The sequence below is a fragment of the Peribacillus sp. SIMBA_075 genome (genome assembly GCF_046534585.1).
Genome location: NZ_JAWRYN010000618.1, coordinates 1 through 271, shown reverse-complemented (window position 1 = coordinate 271; position 271 = coordinate 1). Strand labels below are relative to the sequence as shown.

The window sequence follows — 271 nt, the reverse complement described above, 5'->3', positions numbered from 1 at the left end:
CCGGAGTTTTCGTGGAAGATTGTACTCTTGATGGTACCAGTAGCATTAGTAACAATTTCAGAACATATCGGACATCAAATTGTATTAGGAAATGTTATTAAAAGAGATTTAATTGAAAAACCAGGTTTACATCGCTCAATCTTCGGTGATGGAATAGCAACATTGATTGCATCACTAATAGGTGGACCACCGAATACAACGTATGGTGAAAACATCGGTGTGTTAGCAATTACGAGAGCATACAGTGTATACTTATTCATCGGCTCAGCAG

At 38.0% G+C, this 271-nt stretch carries 1 protein-coding gene; it reads left to right on the top strand.

Annotated features, from left to right (window positions below; genetic code table 11):
• Positions 1-271: solute carrier family 23 protein (locus SB775_RS29660; protein WP_410864817.1), on the top strand; the 271-nt coding region annotated here is incomplete at both ends.